The organism is Bradyrhizobium erythrophlei (assembly GCF_042430365.1).
Taxonomy (GTDB): domain Bacteria; phylum Pseudomonadota; class Alphaproteobacteria; order Rhizobiales; family Xanthobacteraceae; genus Bradyrhizobium; species Bradyrhizobium erythrophlei.
The window spans coordinates 1-12886 of the sequence record NZ_JBHMET010000130.1 but is presented as its reverse complement, the minus strand read 5'-3'; the positions used below and the strand labels follow the sequence as shown (position 1 = coordinate 12886).

Genomic DNA, 12886 nt, shown 5'->3' with positions numbered 1-12886 from the left:
GCGTATCATCAAGGAGAGTACCATGAACCAGACAATCCAACCCCATAGCAGCGCCTGGGTCACCTTCACCTACGCGTCCTTCGCGGCCTCCGCCTTCCTCGTCGCCGTCGGCGTGTTCTTCCTGCCGATCGATATCTGGATGAAGGGCTATCTCACGATGGGCATCGTGATGCTGGTCCAGACTTGCATCACGCTGACCAAGACCGTCCGCGACAACCACGAGAGCGGCAAGCTCGTGAACCGGATCGAGGACGCCAAGGCCGAGCGCCTGTTGATGGAAGTCTCGAAGGCGGCCTGAAGGTGAACCAACGACAAGCGGCGGGTGTCTTGCATCCGCCGTTTTCGGGCGTCGGCAGCAACTGCGTCGTTAGTCCTCATGGTGAGGAGGCGCCGTCTCGAACCGCCGTCATGCCTGGCCTTGTGCCGGGCATCCACGTCTTTGCTCCCATCGCGCAAGAAAGACGTGGATGGCCGGGACAGGCCCGGCCATGACGATGCTGGTTATGAGGCAGCGGCGCCAACTTATCCCAATCCCTGAAGAGATCGTTTACCCTGCGACAAACGGCGTCAGGGTACGATGACCGCTCCTTAAGGCTCCCGGTGCACAAATCGCCCCCAATCACGGGCATGGAATATGGCGTCCTCGGACAACGGCGAATCGGCATCGCGCGCGGGCAGAGGCCTTGCGAAAATCAATGCGGCCGCAGCCCGTCTGCGCGGCCATGCCGGGTTCTGGCTGAAGGCATTGTCGCAGCCGACCATCGATCTGACCCTGCGCACCCATGCCGGCCTGCGCACCCGCATCATCGAATCGCCCGGCCTTGCCTTGCCGCAGGGCGAGCTTGACGTGCTGGTGTCGCAACTGCGCATCGTCGCCGCCAAGACGCTGCCGCAGGAGAGTCTGACCTACGGCATCTTCTCCGGTGAAGCCGAGCGGCTGTCGCGCGCCATCGTCACCCTGATCTGCGAGGAGGAGAGCGGGCGGCCGATCGCCTTCAATGCGCTCTCGGTGATGGATGTCGTGCTCGACGGCGAGCCGACCAAGGTTACCCATCTCGGCCTCGTGATGGTCGACCCCGATGTCCGCGGGCAGGGGCTGTCCTGGGTGCTCTACGGCCTGACCGCGCTCGTGCTGTTTGCCCGCGACGGTCTGCGGCCGAAATGGATTTCCAACGTCACCCAGGTGCCGTCGGTGGTCGGCATGGTCAGCGACACCTTCTCCGATGTGTACCCGTCGCCGCTGCCGGGCGCACGGCAGAGCTTTGCCCATCTGCAGCTCGCGCGCGGCATCATGAGCCGTCACCGCGCGGTGTTCGGGGTCGGCGAGGAGGCCGGGTTCGATGAGGAACGTTTCGTCATCACCAATGCCTATACCGGCGGCTCCGACGCGCTGAAGAAGACCTTCGACATCGCGCCGAAACACCGCAACGCGATCTACAATGATTTCTGCGAGCGCGAGCTGGACTACAACAGGGGTGACGACGTGCTGCAACTCGGCCGCATCGATCTCGCCGGCGCTCGCCGCTATCTCCTGAGCGAAGTGCCGCATGGCTCGCTGCCGGCGCTGCTCGCGGCTTCAGCGCTGCTGGCGCTGCAGCGGCTGGTGCTGCCGGTGGTCTACTGGATGGACGACACGCGCGCCTTCGGCACCTTGCGTCCGCGCAAGCCCGACGCGGAGGGCGTGCGGTGAGCTTCGACTATTACTCCTTCACCGGCCGCAATATCGGCTTCGTCGACGAGCGCGAGCAGCAATTGCTGCGCCAGGCGCGGGTGTTCGTCTGCGGCGTCGGCGGCATGGGCGGTGCAGCCTTCATGGCGCTGGCACGCGCCGGCGTCGGCAAATTCGTGATCGCCGACATCGACCGGTTCGAGGTCTCCAACCTCAACCGCCAGGTGTTCGCCTTTGCCGACGAGGTCGGGCGCGAAAAGGCGGAGGTGGCCGCGGAAGCCGCCAAGCGCATCAACCCGACCATCGAGATCGAGGTGCTCGGCGAGAACTGGACCAGCGAATTGGCTGGTATCGCGGGGCGCTGTCCCGTCATCGTCAACGGCATGGACGACATCGCCGCCGGCGTTCACCTCTATCGGACCGCGAAGGCGGCCGATGCGACGGTGATCGACGCCTACATGTCGCCGCTGCCGTCGGTGATCGTGGTGCGGCCGGACGATCCCAGACCCGAGGAGCGGCTGGGCTTTCCGACGCTCGCCAAGGATTGGCTCGATATCACCGAGGAGGACCGCCGCGCCGCGATGCGCGCCGAGATCGAGCACGTGATGCTGCATTCCTCCTCGCGCAACTATGTCGATCTCGCCATCGCCGGCGAGGTCGCGGCCGGCCGCCGTAGCCGGATGTCGTTCGCGCCGATGGTGATCTCGACCGGCATGCTGATGGCCTATGAAGCGATCGCGCTGATCCTGGGGCGCACCTCCGGCACCGATTGCCGCGGGTGGTTCCTCAATCCGCACCGTCCGGCGATCGAGAAGCCGCGCAACGCGCTCGTCGCCGCCATCATGCGCCCGCTGGTGCGCCGTGCCATCGACCAACTGACCGGTGGCAAATGACCTCGGGGGTGATCGCCGATTCCATCGTCAATCTCTGCGGCGCGATTGGGCTCGCGGTCGCGATGATGACGTTCTACCGGCGCGACCCCAAAAGTCCGCTGACCTGGCGCCTGTTGATGGGGCTTGGCGTGATCGCCATCCTGTTCCTGGACCGCGGCCTGGCCTGGTGGACCGGAAGCGTGATCCTCGATCGCCTCTCGGTGATCCCGGCGGCGCTGATCCCGCTCGGCGCGTTGATCGTGACCGAAGGCATTTTACGGCGCCACGCGCCGCGCGCGGTGAAGATCGCGGCGCTCGGTGGCGGCATCCTGCTCGGCGTCGGCGGCCTGCTCGGGCTGGAACGCTTCGTGATGCCGTACGCGATCACCCTGGCGCTGTTCCAGCTCGCAGGCTTTGCCACCTGCGCCTTTCTGCTCGCGTCGCGCGATCGCTCCGCGCTGATGGCCTCGGAGAATCGCAGCATCGGGCGGCTCGCGGTCGGTGCGCTGGTGGTGATCCCGTTCATCCTGACCGACTTCCGCACGCTGTTTCCGCATATTCCGGTCCGGCTCGGTGCGCTTGGCGCGCTGCTGACGGTGACCGTGATGCTGATCGCCGGCGGCGGCGCCGAGACGCGCCGGCATGGGCTGTCGCTGATGGCGTTGCGCTTGATCAGTTCCGGCCTGCTCGGCTTCGCCGCCGCCTTCATGGCGCCGGATGTCGATCTGGCGCAAATCGTCCGCTTCGTCGCGGTCGCGGTCGCCGGCGTGCTCACCATCGGCCTGATGACGGATACGCTGCGCGCACTGTTCGAATCGCAGGAGCCGGGTGTGCTGAATTCGGTCGCGGCCTCGCCTGCGCAGACGCGGGATCAGTTGATCGCCGAGCTCGCACGCCACCCGATCTTCGAAAGCGCGCGGCGGTTTCGCGAAGGCGAACTCGCGCCTTACGATCCGCCGCGCTTGCGCGATTTCCCGTCGAGCCGGCGGGTGCTGCACCGCTCCGAGGCGCCATGGGGGCTGGCGCCCATCGACCCCGCCGCCGAACGCATGGTCTCGCTGATGACTGCGAACAACGCCACCCATGTCATCGTGCTGGCGCACGATCCGCTTGACATGATCGTACTGGCGGTGCCGGTCACCGCGGCGGATCCGGCGACGGAAACCGCGCTCGCGCTTGTGCGGCGGCTGCTGGCGTTGACCCCGGAGGCGAAATGACGCTCGAGATCCGCGAGGGCGATCGCAAGGCCGCGTTCGATGCCGCGCTGAACGCCTACGGCGCGGACAGCCTCTACGTGCCGCCGCTGTGGAGCGATTTCGAGCGGATGTTCGACCCCGCCAAAAATCCCTTCATCACCGAAGGCCACGGCCGCTACGCACTGCTCTCGGCGCATCGCGATGGCCGGCCGGTCGGCCGGATCGCGGCCTCGATCCACGATGAATCCAACCGCAAGCATGGCACGCGCCATGGCGCATTCGGCTTCTTCGACTGCGTCGACGATGCAGAGGTCGCCGACCTGCTGCTGCGGACGGCGGAACACTGGCTGGCCGCACGCGGCATGTCGCGCGTCTCCGGCAATTTCAATCTCACGGCGATGCAGCAGATCGGGGTGGTCACCGAGGGTTTCGACCACGCGCCGTTCACCGACATGATGTGGAGCCCGCCGCACGTCGCGCGCCATCTCGAACGCGCCGGCTACATGGCGACGTTCCCGATGACGACGTTCGAGATCGCGCTCGACGGTGGTAAACCCGAGCAGCTGCTTGGCGACAAGCAGCGCGCCGTGCTCAAAGATCCCGATTTCGTCTGGCAGCCGATCAAGCGCTCGGCCTTCAAGGCGCGTCTGGAAGACGCCCGCATTATCCTCAACGACGGCTTTGCCGACAATCCGATGTTCGTGCCGCCGACCGCGGCCGAATATCTGTTCCAGGCCGGCGACATGATGTGGATCATCGACAAGCGGATTTCGACCGTGGTCTATCACCGCGGCCGGCCCGCGGGCGCGATCATCGCGATCCCCGACCTCAATCCATTGGTCAAGGCGATCGGCGGCCGGATCGGCCTCTCCGCACCGTTCAAATTCCTGCGGCATCGCGCCAACAACACCCGTGCGGTCGTGATCTATCAATCGGTCTGCCGCGACCTGCACAATCGCGGCCTCAACGGCGCGATGCTTTACCGCACCGCGCTGGCGCTACAGGCCGCCGGTTACCGCACGCTCGGCGGCACCTGGATCGCCGATATCAACGGCCCCTCGCTGCGGCAGGCCGCGAAGGTCGGCGCCAAGCCGCTGCACCGGCTGCACCTCTTCACCAAGCGGTTGCCCGGAGCATGAGCCCGATCACACCAGAGCTGCTGCGCGAGCTGGTCGCGGAGGCGCGGCTGGCGCCGAGTGTCCACAACATCCAGCCGACGCGGTGGCGGCTGCTTGCGAACAACCGGCTGGCGCTGGTCGACGACACGGCGGTGCGCGCGCCGGTCGCGGACCCGACCGGCCATGACGTCCGCGTATCGCATGGCGCGGCGCTGGAGGGCATGAGTCTCGCGCTCAATCGCAGGGGTCTCGCGATCATCAGCCTGGCGATGGCCGCCGAGCCGCTCTCGCCGCAACTCACCGCGCTCTGCACCTTGACGATCGGTGAGGGCGCTGCGGCCGATCCGCTTCTTGCCAGTGTTCCACGGCGGATGTCGTGGCGCGGAACCTTCGCGCCGTCACTTGACGATGAGCCCGCGTTGGCCCGGTTTGCGGCGATGCGCGACGGGATCGTCTGCATCCGTGACCGGCAGGCGATCTCCGAGATCGCGACCTGGGCCGACCATGCCGAATTCTCCTTTGTCCGCGGCGACGATTACCGGCGCGAGCTGATGGACTGGATGCGGCTATCGCCGCGCCACCCGCTCTATCTCCAGAACGGTCTCAACCGCGACGCGCTCGCCATGAATGCGTTCGAGGCCACCGCCGCGCGTGTCGTGCTCGGCGGCCTGTTCCCCACGCTCGATCGGTTCGGCCTTGCGGCGGCGCTATTGTCCGATCGCGCCAAGACGTCCTCGGCCGCCGCGATCGTGCTGTTCTGCCGACCGTTCGCTGAGGATCCGCTCACGATCGGGCAGCATTTCTATCGCGTCTGGCTCGAGATCGATCGCGCCGGGCTATCGGCCTGTCCGATCTCGGCGCTGGCAGATCATCCGGGCTTCAACGCGAAGCTTCGACAGCTCGGCAAGGTCGGTGACGGCTTGCGCCTCGTCAACGTGTTCCGGGTCGGCCGTCCGTCGAAGGCGTGCGCGCCGCGGCATTTCCGGCTGCCGGTCGACCGGTTGATTGTCTAGCGTTCTCCACATGAAATCGCCGTGGCTCCAGCTCGATATCCGCTGTTGAAGCGTCACGCGATCATGCTAAGACGCGCCCGAAAACAACGATCGGTGTGGACCTATGTCGAAGCAGTCGATGCGCGAGGAGGCCGAGCGCCTGATCCGCGAGACCATGGAAAAGCGGAACCTCGTCATCAAGCAGGGCACGACCCGGATAGATGCCGTCTGCGGCAAATGCGGCGCGCCGAACCGGGTACAGGCCGAGAAGGGCCAATCCCGCGTCAAATTTGCCTGCAAGGAGTGCGGCCACAAGCAGGAAACGTTGTAACGATCCACTCTACGACATCGTGGGCCTACGTCCCCTTCACGAACGCCGCGAAGCATCCGCATAGTCCGGATGCCAGCGCGATAGCGGCCACCGACCCGACCAGAGTGCAGTTTGTCCTAGCATAAATGCGCAGCACGCACGCGGGCGCATGGGAGGTCTTCACTTAAGGCCACCCCGTTCAACGCCGGCTCGGCTTTACGGTTTCGCGCCTGCGCTGTAGAATCCTCGATATAACGCTTCCAAAAGACCCCAGCTGACATTCAGGGAGTGCAAACATGGCTGTTTCGCAGGCGATTCCGATCACGCGCCATCCTTACGCCGATGGTTCCTACAAGAAGATGCTGATCGACGGCAAATGGGTCGATGCCGCCTCCGGCAAGAGATTCGAAACTCACAATCCTGCGACCGGCGAACTGCTCGCGACCGTTGCCGAGGGCGACAAGGAGGACATCGACCGCGCGGTCGCCGCCGCGCGCCGCGCCTTCGAGGGGCCCTGGAGCAAGGTCAGGCCGTTCGAGCGGCAGAACCTGCTCCTGAAGCTCGCCGATCTCGTCGAGAAGAATTTTGACGAATTGTCGCAACTCGACACGCTCGATATGGGCGCGCCGATCAGCCGCACGCGGTCCTACAAACTGCGCGTGCTCGGCATGCTCCGCTACTACGCCGGGCAGGCCACCGCGATTCACGGCGAGACCATTGAGAACTCGCTGCCCGGCGAGATCTTCTCCTACACGCTGAAGGAGCCGGTCGGCGTCGTCGGCGCGATCATCCCGTGGAACGGCCCGTTCACCGCGACAATCTGGAAGATCGGTCCGGCGATCGCGACCGGCTGCACCGTGGTGTTGAAGCCGGCCGAGGAATCGCCGCTGACCTCGCTGCGGATCGCCGAGCTCTGCCTGGAGGCCGGCATACCGCCCGGCGTCGTCAATGTCGTGCCCGGCTATGGCGAGACCGCGGGCGCCGCCCTTTCCTCGCATCCCGACGTCGACAAGGTCGCCTTCACCGGCTCGCATATCACGGGCCAGGCGATCATCCGCGCCTCGGCCGGCAACCTCAAGCGCGTCTCGCTCGAGCTCGGCGGCAAGTCGCCTGACATCGTGTTCGCGGATGCCGATCTCGACGCGGCGGTGCCGGGTGCGGCGATGGCGGTGTTCGCCAATTCCGGGCAGATCTGCAGCGCGGGCACGCGGCTGTTCGTGGAGCAGGCGATCTATGACGAGTTCGTTGGCCGCGTCGCCGAGTTCGGCAAGAAGCTGCAGGTCGGCAACGGTCTCGATCCCAACACCCAGATCGGCCCCTTGGTGTCGCAGCAGCAGATGGACCGCGTGTCTGACTATCTCGACATCGGTCAGAAGGAAGGCGCGAGGGCCGTTGCCGGCGGCAGCCGCCTCACCGAGGGCGCGCTGTCGAAGGGCTACTTCGTGCAGCCGACGGTGTTCGCCAATGTGCAGGACAACATGCGCATCGCGCAGGAGGAGATTTTCGGCCCGGTGATCTCGGCGATCTCCTTCAAGGACCCCGACGAGCTGATCAAGCGCGCCAATGCCACGACCTTCGGCCTCGGCTCTGGCGTCTGGACCACCAATGTCTCCAAGGCGCACCAGGTCGCGAAAGCACTGCGCGCCGGTTCAGTGTGGGTCAATTGCTACCAGGCGATGGATCCGGCGGTGCCGTTCGGCGGCTACAAGATGAGCGGCTACGGCCGCGAGTCCGGCAAGCAGCACGTCGAGGAGTATCTCAACGTCAAGGCCGTGTGGATCAAGACGGGCTAGTTGTCGCGAAGGGACTGCGCCCCTCTCCCGCTTGCGGGGGAGGGCTGGGGTGGGGGCTCTCTCCACGAGTCATACTGTGGAGAGAGCCCCCACTCGGATCGCATCATTCGATGCGATCCGACCTCCCCCGCAAGCGGGAGAGGTGAAGAGAGTCGCGGCGGTCCTAAGCCGCCGTCATCACCGCCCCGCCGCCCTCTTCGGCTTGCCGATATCGCTGCGCAGAGCGTCGAGCTCCTTGCGCACGGCGGTTGCGGCGTCGCGTTCGATTTTCCGGTAGCGCGCCACCAGCGACAGGCCGAATGGCGTCAGCACCGCGCCGCCGCCGTTCTTGCCGCCGGTCTGCCGTTCTACTGCGGCCTGCCGGCAGATCCGGTTGATCTCGTCGACCAGGTCCCAGGCGCGCTTGTAGCTCATCTCCATGGCCCGGCCGGCGGCGGAAATCGAGCCGCATTCGCGGATATTTTCCAGGAGCTGGATTTTGCCCGGCCCGATCCGGTCCTCGGCATCGAGATCGATGCGGACGCTCAAGGAGGGGCGCGATGCGGCGCTCGGTTTCGGCATGGAAGACCTCTCGGCAAGCAGATTGCCACTACCTGCTTTTGCGAACAAGATGAACCCGTTAGACAACGCGAAGCCACACAACACTATTCGGGGCAGGCATGAAGTTTCCGTCGCTGTTTTCTCCCCTCCAGATCGGTCCCTATCAGCTCAGGCATCGCGTTGCGATGGCGCCGCTGACGCGGATGCGGGCGGCACGGCCGAGCCTCGTGCCGCGGCCGCTGAACGTGGAATATTACGCGCAGCGCGCAACGGCGGGCGGATTGATCATCGCGGAAGCCTCGCCGGTGGTCGCGACTGGCTTCGGCAATCCCGCCGTTCCCGGCATCTACACCGAGGCGCAGGTCGCGGGCTGGCGCGAGGTCGTCGACGCCGTGCATAGGAAGGGCGGGATCATCTTCCTGCAGCTCTGGCATGTCGGACGGGTCTCGCATTCCTCGTTCCAGCCCGGCGGCGCGCTGCCGGTCGCGCCCTCGGCGGTTCCGATCCCGTCCGAGTTCAAGGCGATGACGGCGGACGGCAAGGTGGTCGACTATGAAACGCCGCGCGCGCTCGAGACCAGCGAAATCCCGCTGATGATCGAGGCCTACCGCCAGGCCGCGAAGAACGCGCTCGCCGCCGGTTTCGACGGCGTCGAGATCCATGGCGCCAACGGCTACCTGGTCGAGCAGTTCCTGCAATCCCGCAGCAATCTCCGCACCGACCAGTATGGCGGGTCGATCGAGAACCGCGTACGCTTCCTGCTCGAGGTGACGCAGGCCGCGATCGATGTCTGGGGCGCCAACCGCGTCGGCGTGCGGCTGTCGCCTTACGGCATTGCCAATGGCAGTGGCGAGGCGGACCCGATGCCGCTCTACAGCCACGCCGTCAAGGCGCTCGACCAGCTCGGGCTCGCCTACCTGCATTTCATCGAGCCGCGTTCGAGCGGCGCCGGGCGCGCCGAGGTCAATTGGCAGGACGTGCCGTCGGCGATGGTGCTGTACCGGCCGCTGTGGAGCGGGGTGTTGATCGCGGCCGGCGGCTTCACCGGCGAGACCGCGGAAAGCGCCATCGCCGAAGGCCATGCCGATGCGATCGCCTTCGGGCGTATCTTCATCTCCAACCCGGACCTGCCGCGCCGCCTGCATCGCGGCTACCCGCTCACGCCCTACAATCGCAAGACATTCTACGGCGGCGAGGAAGTGGGCTACACGGATTATCCGGAGCACGACGAGATGGCGTAGGGGTAGACGCGCATCGTCTTCGTAGCCCGGATGAAGCGCAGCGTAATCCGGGGCTCGCGCCGTGTTGCTCCCCGAATTTCGCTTCGCTGCATCCGGGCTACAATGGCGCCATCAACGTCATTGCGAGCGAAGCGAAGCAATCCATACATCCGCGCATGAGGAGCGATGGATTGCTTCGTCGCTCCAGCGCAAAATTGCTTTGCAATTTTGTCGCGAGCTCCTCGCAATGACGGCAAATGAGCCAACGGGAGATCCCAATGTTTCCGGACGACGAATTCGAGGCGGAGACGAAGAAGAAGCCAAAACCCGTGGCGCTGGCAAAGCCCGCCGCCGGCCAATGCCTTTGCGGCAAGGTGCGCTTCGAGATCGACGTGCCGGCGCGCTGGGCCTGGCACGATCATACGCCGGCGAGCCGCCGCGCGCATGGCGCGGCCTACGCCACCTATGTCGGAAGCTGGCGCAAGCGTTTTCGCGTCACGGCGGGCAAAGACGAACTCTCACGCTACGAGGACGCCGCGACCAAGACCGCGCGCAGCTTCTGCGCCAATTGCGGCACGCCGATCACTTACGAACGTGCGCGCTCGCCGCACATGGTCAATATCCCTCGCGCGCTGTTTTCGGGCCGCACCGGCCGCCAGCCGCTCTATCACATCGCGATCGAGGAATTACAGGAATGGGCCTATACCGGCGAGCCGCTGGTGCCGCTGAAAGGTTACCCCGGTGTGGTCTGGCAGCGCTCGAAAAAGAAGAAGCGCAGTGATCGGGAAGGGATGTTCTAGCGCGGTTTTGTTCGCTTCGGCGCTACCTTGGCTGACGCCTTTTTCCGTGAAGTCGACTTCGACGGCATCGCCGCCACGAAATCGAGGCCGCGCTTGATCCACCTCTTCAGCGCAGCGTCGGTCCGATAGCCCTCGGCGCTGACGCGTACGAAGTCCTTCATGGTTCGCGCGCCCATCTGCATCGGCGCAGCGTGCGGCTCGCTCGATGCCAGACGGTGCGCGTCCGGGCCGACGCGCACCAGCATTCCTCCCTTGCCGCTGGCGGTGCAGCACATGCGGTCCTGCACCATGAAGCAAACGCCGCCCATCATCTTCCGCTCGGACACATCCTTTACGTCCGACAGCAGCGCACGAATCCGCGCGGCGAGCTTCTCGTCATAGGGCATCGGCGTTGTCTGCGACGGTCGGTGGGGGATTTCCGCTACTTCCAGCCAGCGCTGACATTATGGGAGCGGTGCTGGGGAAGCAAGCTGCAGGGCAGCCATGAGCGCGGGCGCAATTGTCCGCGACGCAAGTTTGGTCATGATGACGTGTCCCGGAGGCCAACGAACCTTCGGGCCTGGAGGAGACATGAAGAACCGCATTACCGGCCGCTCGGCATTCCTGGCGCTGTTGAAGGACGAGGGCGTCACGCATCTGTTTGGCAATCCCGGCACCACCGAATTGCCTATCATGCACGCGCTGAAGGATCACCCCGATCTCACCTATGTGATGGCGATGCAGGAGAGCCTGGTCGTCGCGATGGCCGACGGCTTCAGCCGCGCTTCGGGAAAGCTCGTCGCCTGCAACGTCCATGTCGCGCCGGGTCTCGGCAATGCGATGGGGTCGCTGTATAACGCGAGCTTCACCGGCACGCCGCTGATCCTCACCGCCGGCCAGCAGGAGCAGGGCCACGGCCTGACCGAGCCGGTGCTCTATGGCCCGCTGGTGCAGATGGCAACGCCGCTGGTGAAATGGGCGGTCGAGGTCACGCGGCTGGAGGATCTGCCGCGGATCGTGCGCCGCGCCGCCAAGATCGCGACCACGCCGCCGACCGGGCCTGTCTTCATCTCGCTGCCTGGCGACATCCTCAATGCCGAGGCCGGCATCGAGCTCGGCCGCGCGACCCGCGTCGATACGCGCGTGGCACCGTCGGAGGAAACGCTGAAGGCGCTCGCCACGCGCATCCTGAAGGCGGAGCGTCCGGTGATCATCGTCGGCGACGAGATCGTCAAGAGCGACGCGCTGCGCGAGGCGGCCGACCTCGCGGAAACGCTGGGGTGCCCGGCCTATCAGTCGCCGACGCCCTATGGCGCGCATTTCCTCTCGGAGAGCCCGTGCTTCATGGGCGCGATCGCGCGCATCCAGAAAATCGCCCGCGATGTGCTGGCGCCTTACGATCTCCTGATCGCGCTGGGCGGCGATCCGTTGCGGATGTCTGTCTATAGCGAGGTCGATCCGCTGCCCGGTGGGCTCGGCATCGTGCAGGTCGGTCTCATCGACAACGACCTTGCCAGGAACTACGGCGCCGAGATCGCGGTGAAGGCCGACGTCAAGGAGACGCTGCGCGCGCTGGTGCCGGCGCTGAAGGAGGCCGGAGGCGGCGCGCTCGAGACGCGCGCTAAGCGCGGGCTCGCGGCGTTGTCCGCGAAGAACTGGGCGGCCAAGCGCAAGGCGCTGGTCGAGCAGATCTCGAAGGCGAGCCACACCTCGCCGATCGATCCGGACTGGCTGGCGCTGCAGGTGGTGGAAGCGATGCCCGACAATGCGATCCTGGTCGATGAGGGCCTGACCTCGTCACGGCAGATCATCGCATTGCGGCCGCATCGCGACCGCTACGGCTACCATGCGCTCGCCTCCGGTGGCATCGGCTGGGGTCTGCCGGCCGCGGTCGGTGCCAGCCTCGCCAATCCGACGCGGCCGGTGGTCTGCTATTCCGGCGACGGCTCTTCGATGTACTCGATCCAGTCGCTGTGGACCGCGGCCAACCACAAGCTGCCGCTGACCTTCGTCATCGTCAACAATGGCGGCTACCGCATCATCAAGCAGCGCCTGCTCGCCTTCCACGGCGACGACAATTACGTCGGCATGGATTTCATCGATCCGCCTGTCGATTTCACCGGCGTCGCGCGCTCGCTCGGGCTCGAGGCGGTCAAGGTCACCGATCCGCAGGAGCTGAAGGGCGTGCTGAGGTCCGCATTCAGCCGGCCCGGCACGAAGCTGGTCGAGGTGGTGGTGAGCAATGCGGTGAATTGAACGGGTTGCCGCGCGCTTGCTCTCTCACCGTCACCCTGTGAGGAGCGCGCATCGCGCGCGTCTCGAAGGGCGACGGCCACGACTGGGGCCGTGCATCCTTCGAGGCTCGCCCAGCGGCGCAAGTGCGCCGCAAGGCTCGCG

General features: G+C 65.8%; 13 protein-coding genes. 11 read left to right on the top strand and 2 right to left on the bottom strand.

The window, feature by feature from the left end; genetic code table 11:
• The first annotated feature begins 22 nt into the window (after positions 1–22).
• The 8 genes from ACFFWD_RS19920 to ACFFWD_RS19885 all read left to right on the top strand — a co-directional run bounded on the left by ACFFWD_RS19920 (position 23) and on the right by ACFFWD_RS19885 (position 7950).
• Positions 23–298 (top strand): YiaA/YiaB family inner membrane protein, encoded by a 276-nt coding sequence (locus ACFFWD_RS19920; RefSeq protein WP_376968194.1) that lies wholly within the window; start codon positions 23–25, stop codon positions 296–298.
• A gap of 336 nt (positions 299–634) precedes the next feature.
• Complete coding sequence (locus ACFFWD_RS19915; protein ID WP_376968193.1) at positions 635–1690, top strand: GNAT family N-acetyltransferase; 1056 nt, start codon at positions 635–637, stop codon at positions 1688–1690.
• Positions 1687–2562: a HesA/MoeB/ThiF family protein gene (locus ACFFWD_RS19910; protein ID WP_376968192.1), complete on the top strand. Its 876-nt coding sequence runs from the start codon at positions 1687–1689 to the stop codon at positions 2560–2562. Before ACFFWD_RS19915 ends, ACFFWD_RS19910 begins: the two co-directional genes overlap by 4 nt.
• Positions 2559–3758 (top strand): hypothetical protein, encoded by a 1200-nt coding sequence (locus ACFFWD_RS19905; RefSeq protein ID WP_376968191.1) that lies wholly within the window; start codon positions 2559–2561, stop codon positions 3756–3758. Before ACFFWD_RS19910 ends, ACFFWD_RS19905 begins: the two co-directional genes overlap by 4 nt.
• Positions 3755–4876, top strand: a complete 1122-nt coding sequence (locus tag ACFFWD_RS19900) for a GNAT family N-acetyltransferase (protein ID WP_376968190.1) — start codon at positions 3755–3757, stop codon at positions 4874–4876. Before ACFFWD_RS19905 ends, ACFFWD_RS19900 begins: the two co-directional genes overlap by 4 nt.
• Positions 4873–5868, top strand: a complete 996-nt coding sequence (locus ACFFWD_RS19895; RefSeq protein ID WP_376968189.1) for a nitroreductase family protein — start codon at positions 4873–4875, stop codon at positions 5866–5868. Before ACFFWD_RS19900 ends, ACFFWD_RS19895 begins: the two co-directional genes overlap by 4 nt.
• 103 nt (positions 5869–5971) lie before the next feature.
• Entirely contained in the window at positions 5972–6178 is a 207-nt protein-coding gene (locus ACFFWD_RS19890; protein WP_376968188.1) for a hypothetical protein, read from the top strand.
• A gap of 275 nt (positions 6179–6453) precedes the next feature.
• The gene (locus ACFFWD_RS19885; protein ID WP_376968187.1) at positions 6454–7950 is read left to right on the top strand and encodes an aldehyde dehydrogenase family protein; all 1497 of its coding nucleotides are present in this window, start codon (positions 6454–6456) and stop codon (positions 7948–7950) included.
• Positions 7951–8127: 177 nt separating this feature from the next.
• Here the strand turns inward: ACFFWD_RS19885 and ACFFWD_RS19880 are convergent, their stop codons facing one another.
• Complete coding sequence (locus ACFFWD_RS19880; RefSeq protein WP_376968186.1) at positions 8128–8511, bottom strand: winged helix-turn-helix domain-containing protein; 384 nt, start codon at positions 8509–8511, stop codon at positions 8128–8130.
• A gap of 98 nt (positions 8512–8609) precedes the next feature.
• Here ACFFWD_RS19880 and ACFFWD_RS19875 point away from each other — a divergent pair, with 98 nt between their 5' ends.
• Together ACFFWD_RS19875 and ACFFWD_RS19870 are read left to right on the top strand one after the other, a co-directional pair.
• On the top strand, positions 8610–9731 hold the full coding sequence (locus ACFFWD_RS19875) for an alkene reductase (RefSeq protein WP_376968185.1): 1122 nt from the start codon (positions 8610–8612) through the stop codon (positions 9729–9731).
• A 257-nt stretch (positions 9732–9988) separates the two neighbouring features.
• Positions 9989–10510: a GFA family protein gene (locus ACFFWD_RS19870; protein ID WP_376968184.1), complete on the top strand. Its 522-nt coding sequence runs from the start codon at positions 9989–9991 to the stop codon at positions 10508–10510.
• Here the strand turns inward: ACFFWD_RS19870 and ACFFWD_RS19865 are convergent.
• The gene (locus ACFFWD_RS19865; RefSeq protein ID WP_376968183.1) at positions 10507–10896 is read right to left on the bottom strand and encodes a TfoX/Sxy family protein; all 390 of its coding nucleotides are present in this window, start codon (positions 10894–10896) and stop codon (positions 10507–10509) included. The two genes, ACFFWD_RS19870 and ACFFWD_RS19865, sit on opposite strands and share 4 nt — an antisense overlap.
• Positions 10897–11080: 184 nt before the next feature.
• Here ACFFWD_RS19865 and ACFFWD_RS19860 point away from each other — a divergent pair, with 184 nt between their 5' ends.
• On the top strand, positions 11081–12745 hold the full coding sequence (locus ACFFWD_RS19860) for a thiamine pyrophosphate-binding protein (RefSeq protein WP_376968182.1): 1665 nt from the start codon (positions 11081–11083) through the stop codon (positions 12743–12745).
• Positions 12746–12886: the final 141 nt, after the last annotated feature.

Coding starts and splice junctions, on each gene's coding strand:
- ACFFWD_RS19920 (WP_376968194.1), top strand. CDS start 23: ATGAACCAGACAATCCAACCCCATAGCAGCGCCTGGGTCACCTTCACC.
- ACFFWD_RS19915 (WP_376968193.1), top strand. CDS start 635: ATGGCGTCCTCGGACAACGGCGAATCGGCATCGCGCGCGGGCAGAGGC.
- ACFFWD_RS19905 (WP_376968191.1), top strand. CDS start 2,559: ATGACCTCGGGGGTGATCGCCGATTCCATCGTCAATCTCTGCGGCGCG.
- ACFFWD_RS19900 (WP_376968190.1), top strand. CDS start 3,755: ATGACGCTCGAGATCCGCGAGGGCGATCGCAAGGCCGCGTTCGATGCC.
- ACFFWD_RS19895 (WP_376968189.1), top strand. CDS start 4,873: ATGAGCCCGATCACACCAGAGCTGCTGCGCGAGCTGGTCGCGGAGGCG.
- ACFFWD_RS19890 (WP_376968188.1), top strand. CDS start 5,972: ATGTCGAAGCAGTCGATGCGCGAGGAGGCCGAGCGCCTGATCCGCGAG.
- ACFFWD_RS19885 (WP_376968187.1), top strand. CDS start 6,454: ATGGCTGTTTCGCAGGCGATTCCGATCACGCGCCATCCTTACGCCGAT.
- ACFFWD_RS19880 (WP_376968186.1), bottom strand. CDS start 8,511: ATGCCGAAACCGAGCGCCGCATCGCGCCCCTCCTTGAGCGTCCGCATC.
- ACFFWD_RS19875 (WP_376968185.1), top strand. CDS start 8,610: ATGAAGTTTCCGTCGCTGTTTTCTCCCCTCCAGATCGGTCCCTATCAG.
- ACFFWD_RS19870 (WP_376968184.1), top strand. CDS start 9,989: ATGTTTCCGGACGACGAATTCGAGGCGGAGACGAAGAAGAAGCCAAAA.
- ACFFWD_RS19865 (WP_376968183.1), bottom strand. CDS start 10,896: ATGCCCTATGACGAGAAGCTCGCCGCGCGGATTCGTGCGCTGCTGTCG.
- ACFFWD_RS19860 (WP_376968182.1), top strand. CDS start 11,081: ATGAAGAACCGCATTACCGGCCGCTCGGCATTCCTGGCGCTGTTGAAG.